This window comes from Pseudoalteromonas sp. Ps84H-4 (assembly GCF_024124645.1).
Lineage (GTDB): Bacteria > Pseudomonadota > Gammaproteobacteria > Enterobacterales > Alteromonadaceae > Pseudoalteromonas > Pseudoalteromonas lipolytica_C.
In genome coordinates this window covers 81,839-102,480 of sequence record NZ_JAMXSK010000013.1, presented here as the reverse complement: position 1 = coordinate 102,480, position 20,642 = coordinate 81,839, and the positions used below count along the sequence as shown (strand labels likewise).

15 protein-coding genes are annotated in these 20,642 nt (G+C 41.0%); 8 read left to right on the top strand and 7 right to left on the bottom strand.

Translation table 11 applies throughout. The features are described from left to right. The first annotated feature begins 72 nt into the window (after positions 1–72). Both NH454_RS12820 and NH454_RS12815 read left to right on the top strand, forming a co-directional pair. Positions 73–1,809 (top strand): amidohydrolase, encoded by a 1,737-nt coding sequence (locus tag NH454_RS12820; RefSeq protein WP_253039282.1) that lies wholly within the window; start codon positions 73–75, stop codon positions 1,807–1,809. A 12-nt stretch (positions 1,810–1,821) separates the two neighbouring features. Then, a complete protein-coding gene (locus tag NH454_RS12815) occupies positions 1,822–2,343 on the top strand; it encodes a protein tyrosine phosphatase family protein (protein WP_235383836.1) in 522 nt (173 codons plus the stop codon). A gap of 20 nt (positions 2,344–2,363) precedes the next feature. Here the strand turns inward: NH454_RS12815 and NH454_RS12810 are convergent, their stop codons facing one another. The 3 genes from NH454_RS12810 to dapA form a co-directional block, all read right to left on the bottom strand. Continuing rightward, positions 2,364–4,544 carry a DUF5916 domain-containing protein gene (locus tag NH454_RS12810; RefSeq protein WP_235383841.1) on the bottom strand — a complete coding sequence of 727 codons (2,181 nt, stop codon included), beginning with the start codon at positions 4,542–4,544 and terminating at the stop codon, positions 2,364–2,366. A 266-nt stretch (positions 4,545–4,810) separates the two neighbouring features. Beyond that, positions 4,811–6,112, bottom strand: a complete 1,302-nt coding sequence (locus tag NH454_RS12805; protein ID WP_199527777.1) for a DEAD/DEAH box helicase — start codon at positions 6,110–6,112, stop codon at positions 4,811–4,813. 109 nt (positions 6,113–6,221) lie between these two features. Beyond that, positions 6,222–7,136, bottom strand: a complete 915-nt coding sequence (dapA, locus tag NH454_RS12800) for a 4-hydroxy-tetrahydrodipicolinate synthase (protein WP_253039294.1) — start codon at positions 7,134–7,136, stop codon at positions 6,222–6,224. A gap of 160 nt (positions 7,137–7,296) precedes the next feature. Here dapA and NH454_RS12795 point away from each other — a divergent pair, with 160 nt between their 5' ends. Together NH454_RS12795 and NH454_RS12790 are read left to right on the top strand one after the other, a co-directional pair. After that, a complete protein-coding gene (locus NH454_RS12795; protein WP_135926334.1) occupies positions 7,297–7,950 on the top strand; it encodes a DUF6058 family natural product biosynthesis protein in 654 nt (217 codons plus the stop codon). A gap of 240 nt (positions 7,951–8,190) precedes the next feature. After that, on the top strand, positions 8,191–11,970 hold the full coding sequence (locus tag NH454_RS12790) for a S8 family serine peptidase (RefSeq protein WP_253039281.1): 3,780 nt from the start codon (positions 8,191–8,193) through the stop codon (positions 11,968–11,970). Between the two features lie 98 nt (positions 11,971–12,068). Here the strand turns inward: NH454_RS12790 and NH454_RS12785 are convergent, their stop codons facing one another. Next, entirely contained in the window at positions 12,069–12,341 is a 273-nt protein-coding gene (locus NH454_RS12785) for a hypothetical protein (protein WP_135926332.1), read from the bottom strand. 203 nt (positions 12,342–12,544) lie between these two features. Here NH454_RS12785 and NH454_RS12780 point away from each other — a divergent pair, with 203 nt between their 5' ends. Next, entirely contained in the window at positions 12,545–12,796 is a 252-nt protein-coding gene (locus NH454_RS12780; RefSeq protein ID WP_135926331.1) for a type B 50S ribosomal protein L31, read from the top strand. Between the two features lie 19 nt (positions 12,797–12,815). Further along, positions 12,816–12,953 (top strand): type B 50S ribosomal protein L36, encoded by a 138-nt coding sequence (gene ykgO / locus NH454_RS12775; protein WP_135926330.1) that lies wholly within the window; start codon positions 12,816–12,818, stop codon positions 12,951–12,953. Positions 12,954–13,004: 51 nt separating this feature from the next. On the opposite strand, the gene NH454_RS12770 is transcribed toward ykgO, so the two are convergent. Then, a complete protein-coding gene (locus NH454_RS12770; protein ID WP_253039279.1) occupies positions 13,005–13,391 on the bottom strand; it encodes a cytochrome b562 in 387 nt (128 codons plus the stop codon). A gap of 347 nt (positions 13,392–13,738) precedes the next feature. Here NH454_RS12770 and NH454_RS12765 point away from each other — a divergent pair, with 347 nt between their 5' ends. Continuing rightward, a complete protein-coding gene (locus tag NH454_RS12765) occupies positions 13,739–16,582 on the top strand; it encodes a TonB-dependent receptor (protein ID WP_253039277.1) in 2,844 nt (947 codons plus the stop codon). Between the two features lie 150 nt (positions 16,583–16,732). Continuing rightward, positions 16,733–17,776, top strand: coding sequence for an ABC transporter substrate-binding protein (locus NH454_RS12760; protein ID WP_253039276.1), 1,044 nt, complete (start codon positions 16,733–16,735; stop codon positions 17,774–17,776). Between the two features lie 36 nt (positions 17,777–17,812). Here the strand turns inward: NH454_RS12760 and NH454_RS12755 are convergent, their stop codons facing one another. Both NH454_RS12755 and NH454_RS12750 read right to left on the bottom strand, forming a co-directional pair. Continuing rightward, positions 17,813–19,438, bottom strand: a complete 1,626-nt coding sequence (locus NH454_RS12755; protein WP_253039275.1) for a di-heme oxidoredictase family protein — start codon at positions 19,436–19,438, stop codon at positions 17,813–17,815. 43 nt (positions 19,439–19,481) lie between these two features. Further along, positions 19,482–20,633 (bottom strand): imelysin family protein, encoded by a 1,152-nt coding sequence (locus NH454_RS12750; RefSeq protein ID WP_253039274.1) that lies wholly within the window; start codon positions 20,631–20,633, stop codon positions 19,482–19,484. Positions 20,634–20,642: the final 9 nt, after the last annotated feature.

Sequence of the window (20,642 nt, the reverse complement as noted above, 5' to 3'; positions counted from 1 at the left end):
AAAATTTTTAAACAGACTATATTCTTATATTACTCAACGACATAATTATTAGCTAATATACATGGAAGATATATGAAACATCACCTCGCACTTGCCTGTTCATTACTCGCTTTAACGGCCTGTGATAAAGCCCCAGAACAAACAGCTAAAACATTACCACTCCAAGTTAGCGTAGCAGATGCTATTTATTACGGTGGCGATATTCTCACCATGACAAGTGATGAACCAAAGTACGCACAAGCAATTGCAACGCAAGGTGACAAAATCATCTTTGTTGGTGATAAAAGTAAAGCACTTGAGCATAAGTTTGGCAAAACAAAGCTAGTTGATCTACAAGGTAAAACCTTAATGCCGGGCTTTGTCGATGGTCATAGCCATGTCTATGGTGTTGGGTTACAGGCTATGGTAGCCAATTTATTACCGAGCCCTGATGGTGATGCCAACAGTGTTGAGCAAATCGTTAATATTCTTACAGCCGCACAGCTTAACCCTGATTACACAACATTTATCGAAAAAACCGGTGCTATATTAGGATTTGGTTACGATGATGCTGAGCTTGATAGATACCCGACTAAAATGGACTTAGACCGCGTTAGCACCGAAAAGCCGGTCATTATCATTCATACCTCGGGTCACTTAAGTGTCGCAAACAGTAAAGCCTTAGCCATGGCGGGCATCGACGAAAACTCAGAAAACCCTAACGGCGGGCTAATTCGTCGTATGGCGAACTCACAAGAACCCAATGGGGTGCTCGAAGAAAATGCGCACTTTGGTTTACTGTTTAAACTCATGCAGTCTTTTGATCCTGAGTTACAAGATTTAATGCTACAAGAAGGACAAAAACTCTATACAAAATACGGCTACACCACAGCACAAGAGGGCCGAGCAACTCAAGAAGCCTATGATTCAATGGTAAGAGCTTCAAAAGCGAATAAATTTGTGATTGATGTGGTTGCATATGCCGATATGGCCACCAGCAGCAGCTTTATGGACTCAGCCTATAATAGTAAAAGCTACACGAATCAGTTTCGGATTGGTGGTGTAAAACTTAATTTTGATGGCTCTCCACAGGGTAAAACAGCCTGGTTATCAGCACCCTACCTTAAAGCACCTGAAGGTCAAGAAGCTGGCTATTTAGGTTATCCTACCTTTAATGATGAACAAGCATTTGAATATGTTGAGACTGCCTTTGCTAATGGCTGGCAGGTTATGACCCATGCCAATGGAGATGCCGCAATTGAACAATTTTTAAATGCTGTTGAAAATGCCAACAATAAATTAGGAAAAAAAGACCGCCGCCCGGTACTGATTCATGGTCAAACAATTCGTCAAGAGCAGGTAAATCGCCTTAAAGAATTAGGTATTTTTCCGTCGCTCTTCCCAATGCATACCTTTTATTGGGGCGATTGGCATGTAGATTCGGTACTTGGCCATCCGCGTGCTGATTTTATTTCACCAACCAATGCGGTCAAAGAGCAAGGGGTGATGTTTAGTACCCATCACGATGCACCGGTAGCATTACCAAATGCGATGCGCGTTCTCGATGCGACAGTTAATCGCACAACACGTACTAACCAAGTACTTGGCCCAGATCAACGCGTCTCTGTGTATACTGCACTGCAAGCAATGACCACTTGGCCTGCGTATCAACATTTTGAAGAAGCATCAAAAGGGCAATTAAAACAGGGGATGCAAGCTGATTTAATCATTTTGGATAAAAACCCACTTAAAATTGAGCCAGAAAACCTACATAAACTGCAAATTTTATACACTATCAGTCGCGGTAAAACCGTTTACACAAAACAATAATGGAATAGAAAGATGATCAATAAACTCATAAAAACAATGTTCATAGTCTTATTATCATTTACAGCACTAGCTGAGCAAGCAACCAGCATACAACTCGATATTTTAAATTTACATGCCCAATCTGAACATGTTTATACATCAGGTCAACCGAGCCAATCAGACTTTGCAAAATTAAAAGCGCTGGGGGTTGATACCATTATCAATTTACGCGGCGAAAATGAAACGAGTTGGTCAGAGCAAGAGGTAGTTAAAGGATTAGGGTTAAACTACTACCCTATTCCAGTGCAATCAAAAGCCGACATCACCCTAGAAAATGCGACCAAATTACACAACTTGTTGGATCAACAATCTCAGCATACTACCTTAGTTCATTGCGCCAGTAGTAATCGTGTAGGCGCGCTAGTTGCGCTCTATCATGGTGTCACTTTGAAAAAGCCAATAGATGATGCTGTTGAAATTGGAAAACAATGGGGACTAAAGAGTTTAGAGCCTGTGGTAAGAAACAAAATAAAAGAAGAAATTGGTCAGCACTAAGCTGACCAATTTTAAATTTATCAAAGCTGCCATGCATAGCTTAGCTTGGTAAAAAATGTACGTTGATCGCGCTCAACACCTTGCAACGAATCGTCTTGATAACCTTTGTCTGAATAACCTAAGTAAAACAGCGTCTGTGAGTTAATTTTGTATGAATACACTAACTGACTGCCATAATCACGGTTAGTTTGGCTTACATCAAACCGATAAGCTTCATTATTTCGATCAACATCTTCAAACTGCAAAACAAGCTTTAACATTGAGCGCATATTAAATTTATAATAAACGCGTAAATCGGTTAAGTTCGCCGTATAAACACGTTCATTTTGTTCGTTATCTAGGTAGCTATAACTATGCTCAAGTTGCACTTGCCAATGATCGTTAATATCCCATGTCATTTCAGGTTCAATTCGCACCATAGTACCTAGAGCTGCATTACTGTAGTCAATTTTGCTGCCATATTGAGCATACAATAAGAAACGAACATCCCGAATGGGCCTAAAACCGCCGTAGATATAACCTATGTTCTGATTAAAGAACTCACCGGCATAAAACTCATTACGATGAATAAAACCAATTTCGGTTTGCGACTGCATCTTACCTTTAAAAGTAAAATAGCCATCATACTCTTCTTCAAGTAGGTCACCATTTTGTGCCCACGTTTTATCCCACTCGGCGTTATAGCTATACTCAGTAATAGCATCATCAGCATTGCGATACCAAGTTTGCCCACCGCCTAGTTCAATTTTTTCATAATCGACTTTCGCCTGATAACCGAGATCTGAACGATACTCCTCGCCGATATTTTCGTAGCTCGCATACAGCTCATAATCACGTTTAGTTCTTGTAAACTCAATGGCATAAGCTTGATCCGATTGATTTTTATCAACCCCGTAATAGTCTACTAAAAAGTCTGCATTCGTAGTGTCTGTCGTTGCTACTTGATACTGCAAACTATCTGACTGGTTAAACCAATAACTCCCATCTATCGATAATACCGTATTATGGTAATCATCATTTTCGCGGTGGGTGCTCATTACGCCAATCGTCCCTTTTTGGCCTATATCAAATTGATAACGCCCTGCCACAGCTTGCGTTTTATCCGCCAAATTCGCAAAACCTGAACCTTGATTAGTCGGTAACAATACACTGGTATTCTGATCGTCAGCGTACATAAAGCCATAACTGTGTGCGCCGGTTTTGCCTGTTAACTTCAAACCGACATCAGGTTCAGCAATCATTCGCGTATATAAAAGCTCTAGTTGGCTTGTATTAAAATAAGAGGCACCATCTAAAAAGAATGGACGCTTTTCAGCATAATAAATCGAGTAAGTTGTATTTACATCAAGCTCTAAAGAGTCTGCTTCTACTTGAGAAAAATCAGGGTTAATAGTGGCGTTAATTACCGCATCTTGAGTCACCCCCCAACGTAAATCTAACCCCGCTTCAGTATCAATATCACCATTTTGCCAATCACCTGGCACGGTGTCTTTGGTATCATGACGAAGCGCCGTTAAAGTTGGTGTAAGCTGAATGTTTTGGCTTTCCGTCATGTTGGCAAAACCAGTAAGTTTATCAAACTGACAAAAACTACATTTTACATCTCGGTCAAAGCCAACATTCGACATCTGATAATACACATCACGCGGGTAGTTTCGCCAAACTGCAAAGCTCCACGTTAACTCCGTTTGGTCTTTTGGAAACCGAAGTGCTGTGAATGGAATACGCATTTCAACCACATACCCATCGTCAGTTATTTGCCCTGCACTATCCCAAATAGCATCCCATGATGGGTCTTCCACCCAGTCATCAATATCAGTCATGCGCATATCGCCTTGCGCACCAAGGGGGTTTACGTAAAACTCATAGCCGGTACGTTCATCATTGAAAGTATCTATCATCAAGGCAACATTATCGTCTTGCCAAAGAGTATCGCGATCACGAAGAGCGGCGCGAATTTGTGAAGGGTCATTGTCTTTTGCAATAAACCCAACATATAAGTATTTACCATCTTCGTATATAAACGCATCAGTTTGAACAAGTGGTGTGCCTTTTTCGGTCGGTTCATTTTGATATTTCAAAGGCACTTTTGTCGCATATTTCCAGTGAGGCTCATCCATCACACCATCAACACTAATAGACTCTTTAATATGGGCAAGGGAGAACTCTGCTTTATCAAATGCATGTGTGTAAAAAGGCATGCTGATAACGCTAAATAAACAGGTAGGGGCGATGATTTGATTTATTATTCTTTTTAAGTACTGCATAAACATCCATTTAGAGACTGATGCGTTAAAAACGCTATTTAACTGATTTCAAAGCGATTGTAATTCAGTGAGGTACATTTGTTAACCTAATTCTACATTTCGACAGCTAAAAATTAACAAAACACGCCTTTTGTATTAATTTCAGAGTAAAAAAAAGCCCCATCACCTTTCAAAGTGATGGGGCTTTTTTTACAACTAAATTATTTTTTAAGACTTAACTTATTGCCTTTTAATGATTTACGCACATTTGCAATACGCGAACGGTTCTTTGCGCGGGCTTCACCTGTCGCTTGGCCTGATGGCTTGTTTGTACGACTACGGCGTAAATGCGATGGCTTTTTAACTATTTTCTCAATTAATACATCACGGTTACTTACTTCGTAACCAGGCAATACGATTCGTTTAATGCGTTGGCCAATCAGCTTTTCAATATCGAATAAAGTATTTTCTTCTTCACGACTAACAAATGAGATAGCCTCACCTGGTTTACCTGCACGACCAGTGCGGCCAATACGGTGAACATAGTCTTCTGCAAGCCATGGTAAATCGATATTAATAACACGCGGCAAGCCTTCAATATCAATACCACGCGCAGCCACTTCGGTTGCTACTAGTACGCGAACTTTGCCTTCTTTAAATTCACGTAATGCGCGGCGACGGTTACCTTGCGTCTTATCACCATGACAAACAACAGCAGGGATACCATCAAGATTAAGCTCTTTAACAAGCTCATCAGCTGTTTCTTTCATGTTCACAAAAACCAGTACTTGCTGCCAGTTTTTCTTACCAATTAATTCAGATAAAAGCTCTTGTTTACGGCGCTCTTCAACTGGATAAACAACGTGTTGCACTGTTTCTGCGGTACTGTTTGTTTGGTCTACATGAATGATTTCTGGTTGTTTTAGAACTTTACTTGCAAACTGTTTAATTGCCGCAGGAAAAGTGGCAGAGAATAATAAAATCTGACGCGCTTCATTACAGCCGTTGATGACTGTTTGCATATCATTGATAAAGCCCATATCTAGCATGCGGTCAGCTTCATCAAGCACTAAATGTTTTACACTTGCTAAGCTGATATTACCTAAACGAATATGATCAAGTAAGCGCCCAGGTGTTGCTACAACAATATCGACACCCGCTTTAAGATCATTTGCTTGGCCAGCTAAATTTATACCACCAAATAAGCACACTGTTTTAAGTTCGGTATACTTAGCAAACGATTTGAAATTATTAGCAATTTGTTCAGCAAGTTCACGAGTCGGCGCAAGCACTAATGCACTCGGGGCATTATTATCACTAACTGCTGATTCTGATAACTTTTGGATTATTGGTAATGCAAATGCCGCGGTTTTACCCGTACCAGTTTGCGCACTAACAAGTACGTCTTTGCCTTTTCTTACCGCAGGAATTGCACTACGTTGAACGGGAGTAAGCGTTTCGAAATTAAGCTCATCTAATGCCTGTAAAAGCTCAGAAGAAAAACTAAATGATTTAAAATTCATGCTGTATAACCTGCGGCCATTATATCAAGGGTCGCAAATTATACAGAAAAAAAATGATTTTAGTTAGTTATAACTTAACTAAATATGCGCTAAATGACTTAATCTGCACTTAAAGCAAAATAACGTCTTGCTCAGCTAAAATATTTGCCTCACTACCCACAATATCAGCAACATTAAGTTCGTTAATATAACCTAAGCCAATTTCTTGCTGCGCATTTGTTAGTGGCACATAAGGTAAACGGAACACAGGGTTCACCGCACCAGTCATCATCAGCGCCGTATTGATTGCAATCGGATTAGGCTCGCAGAATAACCAGTTCATAAGTGGCTGTAGTTTTGTATTTAGTGCCTCATTTTTTTCATCCATCAATTGACGGAAAAGGCCGGGAATTAAGTTAGATGTAACTGAGATCACGCCATGGGCATTATGAATATGCCTTGCATCATGCGCTTCATCGTCATTACCTGACCAACAAGCTATGCCTTGCTGTTCATAATGTGCGATACGCTCATTACCACCGCACTCTTTTACACCGATAAAATGCTTGTGTTTTGCCAAAGGTTCAATGATATCAGGTGTTAAGTCTTGACCTGTGCGACCCGCAACATTGTAGATAAACGCCGGGCCAATATCGAGTAAACGATTAAAGTGCTCTTTTACACCAGCCATTGACGTACGGCCATAGTATGGATTAATTTGCAGCGCCGCATCCATACCTGTTGCAAAACCATATTCAGTTGCTTTTATAGCTTCACGCGTATTGTTACTTCCTGTGTTACCAACAATTAATAAGCGGTCAGAGAATTTGCTCACACTGTGTGCGATTAGCATTAAGTGCTCTTCCCAATTCATTAGTTGACCTTCACCGGTCGTCCCACCGACAATAATGCCATCAACTCCAGCTGCAATTTGCTGTTCAACAAGGCCGTCATAACAAGCAAGATCAATTTCACCATTGGTTAAATAAGGTGTTTTAATAGCTGTGATCAAGCTTGCTTGTTTAATTGTTTCTAGGCTGCGCATAACTTTTTTAATGTTTGGAAAATTTGCGCTAGTTGTATCATAAACCCAGCCATTTTCCGAGTAGTCTGATGCAATAAATAAAAAAACTTGAGAAAAAATCAAACTTAAGCCAAAATCAAACACTGTATAAATTAACAGTGTTTATTGTGAGTAATTGATAATGCAACTTTCCAAATTTTTGGCAACCTACTTTTATACTACTGAAGAGCTATGTCAAACCCTCTCAATTGATGAGGATACGCTTGCAAACTGGCAACAAAGTAGCTTATTTCCCAAACCTAGTTATTGTTTGCAGAGTCAATTAGAGTGCAGTTCATATTCAGGTATTTATCAGTGTGAAGAGTATCAAGACTATTACCCGCGTGGTGCAGCAAGTTGGGGGCAATTAATCATAAAACATGACATAAGCTCATCATGCCAAGCCTTTAATTATTTTGCTCAACATTACTCAACACAACTTGCTAAACTTGCTGAACAAGGGTTTGCCATTGACGAAGAATTGTTTGGTAGCGACATAGATGAGCATTTACAACAAGTATGGCAGCAATTTCTATGCAGCAAGTATGGCGTGCTAACACAAAATGGTCTCGTTGAAGAAGCTGTGCAACTTGATGTTGCTAAACTGCTTATTGATGATATTACTGAGCTTCGGACAAAGACTGGTTTGAGCGTGGAAGAGCGCCAAACCCTGCATAAAGCACTCAAACTCATGAATCGCGCATTGAGTCACGGTACCGGGCACGAAGGTAAAAATACCCTTCGCCATCGTTACATTGATGATGTGGTGGCAAAATATGATTTATCAGTAAAATAACGGCTATAAAATCCGTTTTTTCTTGAAAGTGAACATACCATGAACCCATGCGCAAAGTTACAACAATGTATAACTTGTTAACTTTTGGTTAGTACATTTTGCTACTTTTGTTTTGTAGGTTTTCAGCTAGATAGCCGTTAAATTCATCTCGAAGAGTTATCTTTGGGTCATTAAAAACATGACAGCCTCTCGATAACTCCTTTCTTCCCAATAAATTATATTAAAACGAAGGATGAATAGATGAAACCTTTCCCAAGGCTTGGTCGCGTCAAAGCGACCTACTTGGCTATGCTCGGTTTAACCTTTGCTCAGCCAACTTTAGCGCAAACTAATGTAGTAACTAATCAAACTAAAGCAGATGCGCTTACATTTACCCTGATCACCGGTGATAAAGTCTCTGCTGTCGTAAACAAAGATGGCGAACTAGGCGGCATTCGTTTGCTCAATGCTGATGGCTCCGATGCAATTACCAGTATTTTTAAACGCGGTAAGAGCACATACGTTGTACCTAATCATGCACAAGCGCTTGTTGACTCTCAAGCAATCGATTTAGAACTATTTAACATTAATAAGCTGTATGAATCTGGCTATGATGATGCGTCAACAGATGCTTTACCTGTGATTGTTGAGTACAAAGACGGAACTCTAGCTGGTGCGGCCGTTCCATCAGCCTTAGCAGGCATGTCTCTGACTGGCGAAATCGAGCTAATCGATAGTGCAGCGTTTGCTATTAGCAAAGAAAAAGCGGCACAAACCTGGCAAACTTTGGCTTCACAAGCTGATGTAGAAGGTATTTGGCTGGATGCTGTTGTGCATGCGCACAAAGTAACTCAATCAGCAGCCCTAACACCTACTGTGCCATTAACAGGTGCCTATGGTGAATCTGCAATTAACTTCAATGGTGCAGGCATTAAAGTAGCCGTACTTGATACAGGTTATGATACTGAACACCCAGACTTACAAGGTCGTGTTATTGCATCTCGTGACTTTACCTATTCAAGCAATGGTGTAGATGACTTAAACGGGCACGGTACGCACACAGCTTCAACTGTTGCAGGTAATGGTCATGAGTCAGATGGGAAATGGGTAGGTGTTGCCCCAGCAGCTGATCTCATCATTGGTAAAGTACTGAGTAATACTGGCTCTGGTTCAACCTTCGGTATATTAAATGGTATGCAATGGGCTGTGCTTTCCGAGCAAGCTGATATCGTAAATATGTCATTAGGTGGCTCGGGCACTAGCTGTGGTGGCCCACTTGTAGAGATGGTGGAAGCGCTGAGCGACAAAGCCCTGTTTGTTATTTCTGCAGGTAATAGCTTTACCCGCGAGACAATTGGTCTACCAGGCTGCGCGCCAAGCGCACTGACTGTTGGTGCAATTGATAGAGAAGGTAATACAGCTTCATTTTCATCACGAGGCCCATCGCCAGATGGTCATTCAGCAAAGCCTGATATTGCCTCACAAGGTGTGTCTGTTGTAGCTGCTGCTTCAGGTGGTCTAGGCGATACTGCATACCGCGTCTATTCGGGTACCTCAATGGCTGCGCCTCATGTTGCTGGTGGTGCTGCGCTTGTTATGCAGGCTCGTGCAGAGCTTAGTCCACAAGAAATTAAAGACGTTCTAACTTCGTCAGTATTTAGCGGTGATTCTCACGTTCTTGAGCAAGGAGCTGGCGCGATGAATATCGACCGTGCCATTAACCAAGCTATAGTTGCCCCTGCCAACCGTGAACTAGGCTTTTTTGAAAACAGTAATAGTGATGAATTTACACAAACTCACATCACACTGACTAATACGTCTGATTCAGATATTACCCTTAAACTGAAGCTAGATTTAATTGGTGAGGATGGCAAAACGCAATTACCTGCTACGCTGGCAGGTTTAGATACCAAAACAATCACCATACCAGCTCAAGGTGAAGCAAATGTGCCTATGTGGATTGACCCACGCGTTGCACTTAATAACGGTGCATATGGTGCTATCACAGGTCGAGTTACAGGCACGACTGTTGGAACAAGCGATCATCAAGTTACAGTTCCTGTCTCTTTTTGGGTTGCTCAACCTACCGTGCAATTATCTGTTAACTTAACCGACCGCTGGGGCAATCCAGCCACTTCACCATCAAAGCTTTATCTAATCAACGAAGAAGATGATTGGGGTAGCTTGGTCAGATTATCTGGCGGCAAAGCGAGTATTGATGTTCCTGCAGGTTACTACACACTGATTGCAAACATCATGACATTCGACAACCCGCAAACAAGCTCAGGTTTAGTTGAATCAGCAGCACAGATGGCTGTTTTAAACCGTAAAATTGATGGCCAAACGCATATCGATTTTGATGCCCGCAGCGCTCAAAAAGTTACCTTTAAAGCCGATCAGCCACTCGATCCACAAGGCTATTCTTTTGGTTTTACCTATGCAATTGACGATGAAAAAGTAGCTAAACTCGCAGCGATTGAGATGGCACCAGATTACGTCAATGAGATGTATGCTTGGTCACAGGGCCATGATGATCGTTTTCGCTCATTCATTACCACTCGTGCCGTTGCGCCTGAGACAACGGTCATGATGCAAAATGGCGAAAAGCTTGATTACATCAAGCAAGGTTTAGCATTGTCATTCCATGGTGAAGGGTCTGCTGAAGTTCTCCCTGTCGGTGATGCTGGTTATAGCACGGATTGGAGCCAGTTTGATCTGGATGGTAAAATTGCACTTATTGCAAATCCAAATTATCTCACCTCTTACATGGTAGGTAATGCTATGAAACATGGCGCCATAGGCGTGATTTTCTATCGTCCAGACCGTGGTGGTCGCTATAAAGGTGCAATTACAGGCACACCAAAGGTACCAGTTATCGGTATCAGCACTGAACAAGGTGAAAGATTAATGGCCGAGATTGAAGCCGGCAACAATCTTGTTAGTTGGTCAGGTATAGCGGCTGAACGCTCGCCATACGCTTATTCAATTAATCACATTACTGATGGCAGGATTGAGTCAGGGCAAATCAATATCGCTGACCATAGAATGCATAAGATCACTGCCTTGTACCATTCACAAAATGATGAACGTCCAGCTTGGACTGATGTAATGGCAATGACCAATAGTACCGGTGAATTTTATTCGACGGGTAGCTCACAACTTATCATGTTGCCTCAGGTACGAGACGAGTATTACACCGCGACAGCTAAAAATGCCTGGACTAACGTTGTTATGCCTAATTACCAAATTCAAAGTGCGGGCGCTTATTTTGACGGTCCTCGTGCTATGACCGAAGGGGCTGAAGAAACAACAACATGGTTTAAAGGCCCTCGAGCAGGTAGCTTGGGCAGCGGTGGTTCACCGATTATTCGTCGAGATACTAATGTACTTTACTTTAATCTTGCCTCGTTTGGCGATGCGTCAAACCATGACGGTATTTTTGGTTATATGGGCAGCTCTGCATTTGGCTTACGTTTAGATGGCGAGCCAGTATTTCCATATCAAGGAACCTTAACACTCGAGCCAGGCGACCACCAAGTAACCCTTGAAATGCGCTCTTATGCTCGTGGTGTTGGTGAGCGTTCACCTGTTAAAGATCATTTAGGGTCACTCTATCAAGGCTTCTACACCTTTACTGCTAACGAACAACAGCAGGGTGCACAACCTATCTTGGTGCCTATGATCGACTTACCTGTTGATATTAATAACAGCATGCAAGTGGGTGAAGCGGCGCATATTAAACTAACAGGTTTACTCGATGGAGTTGGTGAAGTACCTCTTGCAAACGTCGAGTTCCAATACGCTTACGGTCAAGAATGCGGTATCGAAACAGTCCCTGCTTATATTTATTGTCCAGTATCGACTCAGTTTTCAACCGAAAATTGGCTTGATGCTAAAGTAGAACAAATAGACGGTGAATGGGTTGCTACTATTCCAAATACCGGCGTTAAAGGAGACTTTGTACATATTCGTACTATCGTTTCTGACTATGGTTCAAGTTCTGCCGAACAAATTACTATGCGAGCATACATGCTTGACTAATAAGTTAATGCTATAAACTAAAAGCCGCCTTTGGGTGGCTTTTTTAGTTCAAAAAAAACAACAAAACAGTTAATTTGTTTTGGTAATTCAGCTATCAGCTAATCTAAATGCTCATAGTGTCCACGATAGACTTCAAAGGTTTTAACCACGGTATGTTGTTCTTTACTTAGATTATCAAACCAATGATCAAAACGCTCATCATCGTCCTGCTCACTAAGTGCTAGATACTGAGCCAAAAGCTCTATTATGTCGTTATGTGAACACAGCAAAGTATCAACTTGGTTTGCTAATGTAGAGTGATCTTTATCGCGAAGCGTGTTCATTACATTTTGATCTAGTTCTTCGCGGCCAGCTATATCATTCACTTCCATATCCCTCTCTTAAATAAGCACGCATACCTAGTTATAACAGCCTTATTAACAATAGCCAGTTTTTTAAATTCAACTGCTCACTGATTGTTCATAATGACTAATTTTAAGCCAACCAACCTACAAATAAGAATTATTTTTACCTTGAAGCCTGTCTCTTCTTGCTTTATATTTGATATATTATCACATAACATAAAAGGTAAATAATGAAGCCTAATATACACCCTGAATACCATCAAGTAGCGTTTCACGATACTGCTGCCGACAGCTACTTTATTATCGGTTCGACGATTAAAACATCGCGTACTATAGAGCTTGATGGTAAAACATACCCTTACGTACCAATTGATGTATCGAGTGATTCACACCCATTTTATACCGGCAAGCAAAAAGCAGTAGCAAGCGATGGTCGTGTAGCTGCATTTAATCGTCGTTTTAAAAACTTAGCGAGCAAGTAAATCGCGTTTAGGAGTTAAAATGAAAGTATTAAGCTCTCTTAAAAGTGCAAAATCCCGTCCGGGTTGCCAAATTGTCAAGCGCAAAGGCCGTGTTTATGTAATTAATAAAGACAATCCGCGCTTTAAAGCAGTTCAAGGTAAAAAGAATAAGCGTTAAAAAAGGTGCTTCAGCACCTTTTTTAAGTCTAATTTCGAAAATTAAATAATGTTATTTTCCAAATAACAGCTGCCAAAAACCTGGCGGTTCATGGAGTTCATGGTATTTTTTTCGTAAATCATCTATTGATTTAAGAGGTACTTTCGCTGCATCAAGTCCCTGCTTGCTGGCTAGTTCTTTAGCCAGATTTGCCTGTTTGATTACTTTATCAAGTCCTTCAAGAGATGCTGTTTTATGCTGTTTAAAGTCGGCTGTCCGTGCTTTTTCTAACAAGTGAATAAACTCATCAATTGATGTATTAAACACTTCAATACTCGTTGCACGAACCGAGTTTTTATAAGCCAGCCCCATGTTCTTCATATTTGCTTCAAGATCGAGCTCTTCTGCTACACAGACTGCCGAGAAAAATACCAATAAGGTAACTAGAAAAAATTTCATAAAGTACTCATGTGGAAAAACTTGGCCGCATTATATGTCGAAACACATCATCAGCCTAATTCAAAAAGTTAGCATCAGTTTATAAAGCATTATTACGATACCAAAAATCACATCTATTGATAATCATTTTCATTGCATAAAAGCCAACTATAAATAGCCACATTATCAATCTAAAAAACCAACTCAACAATAAACCATTGTTATAAAAAAGTTTTAAGTGGCTACATTTTGCTACGAACTTTTGATTTGGGAACAATAGGGACAATGCTAGAGTGATCTCGTTAACATTTGGAAAACATAGTTAACACCCCACCCAGGGATAGAACAATAAAGTAACAGGTGAAATAATGATAAAAAATAATCTTTTAGGTGCTAGCATCAAGCTTGCTCTATGCTCATCGGCGCTTGCCATTTCTAGCCAATCTATAGCTGCTGAAGAAGAAGTAAAATCAATCGACCGTATAGAAGTAACTGGTTCACGTATTTTACGTGAAGGTGCTATTGCCCCTGCTCCAGTAACTGTTATCAGTGGTGAAGACTTAGTTAACACAGGTGCTGTAAATATTGGTGAAGCACTAAATAAATTACCAGCCCTTGGTAACACTTATTCACTAGCAAACTCAGGTCGTTTTATCGGTACTGCTGGTCTAAACATTCTTGATTTACGCAATATGGGTACAGACCGCACGCTTGTACTTGTTAATGGTAAACGCCATGTTTCTAGCTCTGCAGGTTCTCAATCTGTTGATACCAATACAATTCCAAGCACATGGGTAGAGCGTGTTGAGATCATCACAGGTGGTGCATCAGCTGTATACGGTGCCGACGCTGTAACAGGTGTAGTTAACTTTATTCTTAAAAAGAACATCGAAGGCTTAAGTGTTAGTGTTACTAAAGGCGCCTCTGAACTAAGTGACTACAAAAACGAAAAAGCAACGTTTTCATACGGCACGAATTTCGATAATGACCGTGGTAACGTAGCCTTTGCTGTTGAATATTCAGGCCAAAATACATTAAATGCGCTTGATCACCCATGGACTGATGGCTCTTTCTTTAGCTTGCGTAACCCAGCTCAAAACGAAGAAAACAAAGACGATCCAAATTTCCCTGATAGAATTTACACACCAAACGCTGGCTATTATGCGATTAATAATGCAGGTGTTTTTGCATCAAGCAATGGCTATGTTAACTCATTCAACCCAGATGGCAGCCTTCGTGACATTTATATAGGTGACCGAGTAGATGGTCTTGCATGTGCTGACTGTGATTCATTCAACCTTGCACAATTCAATGAAATTCAGCCTGAATTTGAACGCTACAACGTAAACTTTAAAGTTAACTATGACGTTGCTGAAGACATGAATGCTTATTTCGAAGCAAAATATGTAAACAGCGAAGGCGAAAGCATTGGCCAGCCAGCATTTTTCTTCTTTAACCCAAATAACAGCATCAAGATTGACAACCCATATCTTGACTCGAGTGTTAAAGATCTAATGGAACAAGAAGGTGTTAGCTCAATCATGGTTAACCGTATGATGACAGATTTAGGTCGTCGTATCGAAAACAATACTCGTGAAACAACCCGTTTTGTTGCTGGTTTGAGAGGCACAGTATTCACTGATTGGGAATTAGATGCATCAGTTGTTCATGGCCAAACAGACTTAGAGCGTATTAATGGCGCTAACATGATTATGGCAAACTACTACAATGCTCTTGACGCTATTGATGATGGCGAAGGTAATATTGTTTGTCGTAGTGAAGAAGCACGCGCTGAAGGCTGTGTACCGGTAAACATCATGGGCTTTGGCGCACCAAGCCAAGAAGCAATTAATTACATTAATACGGTATCAACAGGTACTTCTGAGATTACTCAAACAGTAGTAACTGCATCACTTGCAAACTCAGCAATCTATGAATTACCAGCGGGTTATGTTGGCTTTGCTGCTGGTGTAGAATACCGTAAAGAAGAAAGTGAAACTAAAGAGCCAGATAATGCTGTAGGTACATTCTTCAACGCACTGGGTGAAGATAAAGGTGATTTTGATGTAAACGAGATTTACTTCGAAGCATCTATCCCATTACTAGCTGACTTACCACTTGTTCAAGACCTAGTACTTGATACAGCAGTACGTTACGCTGACTACAGCACAATTGGCGATGCAACAAGCTGGAAAGTTGGTTTAGATTGGACAGTAAACGATCAACTACGTGTTCGTGCAACACAATCTGAAGCACTTCGCGCACCTAACATTGGTGAGATCTTCGGTGCACCGAGCCAAACATTCTACAACGTTGATGACCCTTGTTTAGCTGATAACCTAGATGATTTACAAAATTCAGAGGTTCGTCGTGCAAACTGTGCTGCTTTAGGTGTTCCTGCAGGCTTTGAATCAGATTACGACTCACAAACCCTTGAAGGTTTAGTAAGTGGTAACAGAGACGTTAAAGGTGAAGAGTCAACTAGTACAACTATTGGTTTAGTTTACCAACCGTCATTCCTAGAAAACTCTGTTATTACAATCGACTATTGGAAAATTGAATTAGAAGACGCAATCTCAACAATTGCCTCTCAAGAAATTCTTGACCGCTGTGTTGACGCTGAAGGCGGTATCAATAACCAATATTGTAATCTAATTACACGTGATAGCACATCACATGAAATTACACTGATTCAAAACTCAGTATTAAACGTTTCTGGTCAAGAAGCATCGGGTGTTGACTTTGAGTTAGGTTATGATTTTGACACACTAGAAGGCAACTTCTCTACACGTTTAATTGGTACATACCTAATTGAACGTAAAGACTTCCCGTTCCAAGATCAACCTGAAGATTACATCGAGTATTCTGGTACAACTGGTGAAGCGAAATGGCAAGCTAACTTAACTATCTCTTATAAGCGTGATGGTTTCTTTGCAACGTTTGATACACGTTACCTAGATGAAGTAAGCCTTTACACAGACCAAGAGTTAGAAGATAACCCTAATCCAAATAGCTTAATGAAGTTTGGTAGCTATGTTATTTCTGACGCAACAGTTGGTTATAACTTCGAAAGCGGCTTTGGCGTTAAAGTAGGTGTTGATAACATCTTTAACCGAGAGCTTCCATTCGGTACTCGAGGTACAGGTTCTGGTAGTGCAAGTTACGATAACATCGGTCGTTTCGGCTACTTAAGACTATCTTACGATTTCTAATCGTTAAAAACTTTGATTCTCTTAGGGCTGCACATTTGTGCAGCCCTTTTTCTATCAGATATTAAAAAAATACCCTATTCCAATCATTTACTTAAAATCTACCAATTCGCGCTATACTCTACCCTACCGGTCTTTTAACCTAATAAAGCCATGCTTAAAACAGTATTTATCACTATCTGTCTATTTTACCTGCCTGGTGTTTTTGCCAAGCAAAGTATTATTTTTATTAATCCAGGTCATGCAGATACCAATGTAACAGGCCCGTTTTGGTTTGAAGTGTCACAGTTGATGCAAAACGCTGCAAAAGACTTTGATCTCGATTTAACTATTCATTATGCCAATCGAAATCATATTGAAATGAAATCTTTAGTGACTAAAGCAATCAAAGCTAAGCCAGATATGCTCATTTTAGTTGATGAGAAAAGTGTGCTTACGCAACAGCTTTTAAGCTTGTCTCCTGTACCTACACCCATCTATTTTTTACTCAACAGCCCATCTAAGCAAGAGCTAAAACTTATGAGTGATCATGGTATTAATGTCGCTGGTAGCGTAGTACCCGATAACAAGCAAGCAGGCCAATTATTAGCCAACAAACTAATTGAAAAGAGCCAGCAAGCTGCCAACATTTTCGCAATTAATGGAGACTACACCACCCATGCAGCCCTTGATCGGGAGCAAGGTTTAAAGCGAAGTGTGGCATCTAATACTAGTGCAAACATTACTGCTAATACAGTTGCCAATTGGTCAACCAAACAAGCCTACCGTCAAAGCCTTGGTTTTTTTAGGCATCAACCAACTATTAATATTGTTTGGGCGGCAAATGATGCGATGGCGTTAGGGGCAATTGCTGCGCTTGATGAGTTAAACAAACGCAAAAACGTAGTGGTTGGAGCAATTAATTGGCCGCTTAGGGCGGTGGCCGAAAAAATAGATGTCACAATCGGTGGTCATGTTACGCTCGGAGCTTTAGCTATAGTAAATGTTCATGATCTACTCAATAATTACACAACTGGAGCAATGCATCAAGAAGTGGCCATTTTCAGCCAACATAACGAACAAACGCTCAAGCTAGTTGAACAAATTCACAGTGATAACTTAGCAATTAACTTTCGCGTTTTCAGCAAGGCACATGAAAATCCCCTTCCCTTTTGTGTTGAATCACTTCTCTTAGAGGCAACAAAAAGCGCACTGTAAAGGGCGTTGACAGTGCGCTTTTAAAAGGGTTTAAAGCTATAGTGATTGTAAAAAGCTGATTAAATGTGCTCTTTTTTCACTGCTAAGCTCTGTAAATTCACGCTTACTTTTTTCAGCTTCACCACCATGCCATAAAATCGCTTCTTCAAGTGTTGCTGCACGCCCATCATGTAAGAAACCAGCGGCAGGGTTAACTGTTTTCGTTAAACCAATCCCCCAAAGCGGACGCGTTTTCCACTCACGGCCTGTTGCCATAAAATCACGACGGTTGTCTGCGAGCTCTTCACCCATGTCATGCAACAACATGTCGGTAAATGGCCAAATTTCTTGCCCTTTTACTGCCGCAGGCGCTGCAACACCGCCCAGTAATAAAGCGGCACCATTTGCGGTTACAAAACGAGGCGTATGGCAACCAGTACAGTTTAAATCATCGAATAAACGAGCACCGGCTTTAACACCTTCGTCTGCTACATTACGACGTGCTGGCACAGCAAGTGTTTCTGCGTAAAACACGACCGTATCAGCAAACTCATCACTGGCTTCTGGCAATCCTTGCTCATCAGAACCAGTATCTTGATAGTTAGTACGAGATAAATAACTTTCGTGCATTAATGTATTGGCAATGCTTTCTTCAGGGAACAATGAATTCGTTACCCCCATGTCACCACGCAGTGCACCCAGAGATTGCTGTATGACTGATGGTGTACTGGCTTTCCAACCAAATCGTCCAAGTGATACAGGGTTTTCATCACCCGCTTGAGCCTTAACAGCATCAAATACCCAGTTTGCTTTACCAGAAATTCCATCGTTGTCGGCATCATCGACATCTTCAAGCGCTAGAATATCTTGCTCTTCAATCGCTTCAAGCAATCCAAGACCAAAGACAGGCATACCATTACGGGCACTAAAACGTACATCTTCATTGGCAAGGGCACTTAAACTGAAGTTTTCAGGTGAGTCCCATGCATTATCGATAGTAAATATCGGCTTTTTCAACGTGACAGTACTGCCATCTGGGTAGCTAAACTCCGTATAATCATAGCTTAGATATACATCAGCTTGGCCACCAAAATTATGTGATTGCCAGTCTTCACGGGCTTGTAAAATCCCCCTGTGAAAGAGTTGATCCCCAAACCCTTCAACGCCTGAAACCTGACAAAAATCATTGATACTACTTGGCATTTCACACACGCCATCGGCTAAGCTAACGCGTAAAAAGATCCCAGCATCATTCGCTAACTTCACAGTTTGCTGTTCAGCGGTTGGAACAATAGTACTTGGGCGACCATCTCGTTGGTGACAAGCATTACAGTTATTGTTATTAAAAACAGGCCCTAAACCATCGAGTTCCGGGTGTGCATCATTCGGGGCTGTCGTAAAGGATGTTTCAAAATTAGCATCGCCAGTTAAGTGAATATCGCGTTCTGAATCACTTAAATTAGGCATAGGTGTAGAGAAACCATGGCCTGAATTATTGGTATCGAGGGCTGTCGCATCACCTGCCAACGCAACGACATCAATATAAATTGGATCCGTTTCGCTACTTGTCGGTGGTGGCGTTGTCGTTTCGGTCGCGCTTTTATCGCTGGTTTTACTTCCACATGCCACTAAAGATAAGGCTGTGAAAGCAAATAGAATTGGTTTAATTGCTTTTACATTCATGACGGTATCTTGCAAAGAGGGGAAGCAAATGCTTCCCCAGCGATTATAAATTCCACTCTTTGATAAGTGGCACAACTTCTTCTTCAAGGGTCGCTTGTAATTCACCTAGCGCATCAATCGCTGTTTGAATTCGAACGCGACCAGCATCATCCTTAATCGCTTGTCTAAATGGCATATCATCTGCACCTGCAATGGCATCAATCGCTGCAATAGCTGCTGTAATTTGAGTTTCAACTTTCGCTGCTAGCTCAGCGTCACCGGCAGTAATGAATGCTTTTAGGCCTGGGCTGTCGTTTTCATCGCTGAATGTGCCTAAAAACACATTTTGTACACCAACAATGTTGTTGCTAAAGTCGGTTAATGAGTTCCAGCTATATTGTGATTCAACCAATGATGTGTCAGCTGTGTCTTTGCTAGTACCAAATGGTTCTGCAATTTTACCGTTACCTACCTCATCAACAATACCGATAACACCATTGACTAACTCTTCAATAACACCTAACTCAGATGAGTATTTATCATTACCCGGCGTTAATAAATAATCTTTATAAGCAGGTTCATCATCCGCATTTGCTGATATACCCCATGCATCAACAAGGCTTTGTGTATGAATATTGAATACTTCAGCACATGCAATTAGGTATTCCATTTCACGCACAGTCATTTCGTCAATTGACTTATCGTTATCTTCAACGCCATTACCGAATAATAAGAACTCCATGGTGTGGAAACCTTGTACACCATCGTCAAAGTTCTTTACATTATCAGCCGAGAACGTTGTGTTACTTGCAAGTAGTGCTTCTAAATCAGCGGTATTCAGTGGCCAAGTATCAAGGTGTGGATCAATTGATAAGCTATCAACAGGACCAAAGATATGCGACTCACCTTGCTCCCAGAACACACGTGCATCTTTCCATGCTTGTTGAGCAGCAAGCAGCGCGGCTTCGTTTTTGTTTTCTAATAATGTCAGTGTCGCATTATGTAAAACAGCCGCCTTGCTGTTTAGCATTTCATAACCATCTACAATCACTTGCTCAGTTACGTTTTCAATTAAATCTGTTGCGTCATAGCTAAAGCCTGTTACTTCAGTAACAGGTGTGCTTGTATCTGAAGAATCGTCCGAAGAAGACGAACCACATGCAACAAGTGTTGACGCTAAAATGACAGCTGTAATGCTGTTTAATACAGTTTTCATCCCAAGATT

Excerpts from the sequence above, each read along its gene's own strand:
- NH454_RS12820 (WP_253039282.1), top strand. The coding sequence starts at position 73 with ATGAAACATCACCTCGCACTTGCCTGTTCATTACTCGCTTTAACGGCC.
- NH454_RS12815 (WP_235383836.1), top strand. The coding sequence starts at position 1,822 with ATGATCAATAAACTCATAAAAACAATGTTCATAGTCTTATTATCATTT.
- NH454_RS12810 (WP_235383841.1), bottom strand. The coding sequence starts at position 4,544 with ATGCCTTTTTACACACATGCATTTGATAAAGCAGAGTTCTCCCTTGCC.
- NH454_RS12805 (WP_199527777.1), bottom strand. The coding sequence starts at position 6,112 with ATGAATTTTAAATCATTTAGTTTTTCTTCTGAGCTTTTACAGGCATTA.
- dapA (WP_253039294.1), bottom strand. The coding sequence starts at position 7,136 with ATGCGCAGCCTAGAAACAATTAAACAAGCAAGCTTGATCACAGCTATT.
- NH454_RS12795 (WP_135926334.1), top strand. The coding sequence starts at position 7,297 with ATGCAACTTTCCAAATTTTTGGCAACCTACTTTTATACTACTGAAGAG.
- NH454_RS12790 (WP_253039281.1), top strand. The coding sequence starts at position 8,191 with ATGAAACCTTTCCCAAGGCTTGGTCGCGTCAAAGCGACCTACTTGGCT.
- NH454_RS12785 (WP_135926332.1), bottom strand. The coding sequence starts at position 12,341 with ATGGAAGTGAATGATATAGCTGGCCGCGAAGAACTAGATCAAAATGTA.
- NH454_RS12780 (WP_135926331.1), top strand. The coding sequence starts at position 12,545 with ATGAAGCCTAATATACACCCTGAATACCATCAAGTAGCGTTTCACGAT.
- ykgO (WP_135926330.1), top strand. The coding sequence starts at position 12,816 with ATGAAAGTATTAAGCTCTCTTAAAAGTGCAAAATCCCGTCCGGGTTGC.
- NH454_RS12770 (WP_253039279.1), bottom strand. The coding sequence starts at position 13,391 with ATGAAATTTTTTCTAGTTACCTTATTGGTATTTTTCTCGGCAGTCTGT.
- NH454_RS12765 (WP_253039277.1), top strand. The coding sequence starts at position 13,739 with ATGATAAAAAATAATCTTTTAGGTGCTAGCATCAAGCTTGCTCTATGC.
- NH454_RS12760 (WP_253039276.1), top strand. The coding sequence starts at position 16,733 with ATGCTTAAAACAGTATTTATCACTATCTGTCTATTTTACCTGCCTGGT.
- NH454_RS12755 (WP_253039275.1), bottom strand. The coding sequence starts at position 19,438 with ATGAATGTAAAAGCAATTAAACCAATTCTATTTGCTTTCACAGCCTTA.
- NH454_RS12750 (WP_253039274.1), bottom strand. The coding sequence starts at position 20,633 with ATGAAAACTGTATTAAACAGCATTACAGCTGTCATTTTAGCGTCAACA.